1 protein-coding gene is annotated in these 483 nt (G+C 47.6%); it reads right to left on the reverse strand.

All coding sequences use genetic code 11. The annotated features are described in order from the left end of the window. A partial coding sequence (locus tag F7Q90_RS25955; RefSeq protein WP_151161187.1) for an SPASM domain-containing protein occupies positions 1 to 483 on the reverse strand: 483 nt, incomplete at both ends.

Here is a 483-nt window from a genome sequence, read left to right on the forward strand (position 1 = left end):
CACACAGATAATTGTGCTTATGCTTTTCTCCCGTCTGCGGGACGATACGATGTTTCGGACAGCCTCCCTGACACAGAGCTTTGACCTCGCACTGCTGACACATTTGGGTCAATTTTTCCTGTTTTGCATTCCCAAAACGCTGTTGCTGGCGTGATGTAGCCATTTTTACCAGCGATGTGTTAGCAATATTACCTAGCAAGTAAGCCGGATAGACATAGTGATCGCAGCTGTAAATATCGCCGTTAGTTTCAATGATCAGCGCCTGACCGCACGTAATCGCTTGCACACAGGTTGATGCCGGATATCCCATCCAGGTTCCCAGTAAGCTGTCAAACTCACGTATATAGATAGAACCAACACCTTCTTTCACCCAAGCATCAAACACAGCATTCATAAAGCGCCCGTAACCATCTGCCGGAACACTAAAAGGCGACAATACGGCATCTGCTGGTGGTGAGTAATGACCCTTTGTATGGGGCAAAC

Source organism: Pantoea stewartii subsp. stewartii, assembly GCF_008801695.1.
GTDB lineage: Bacteria > Pseudomonadota > Gammaproteobacteria > Enterobacterales > Enterobacteriaceae > Pantoea > Pantoea stewartii.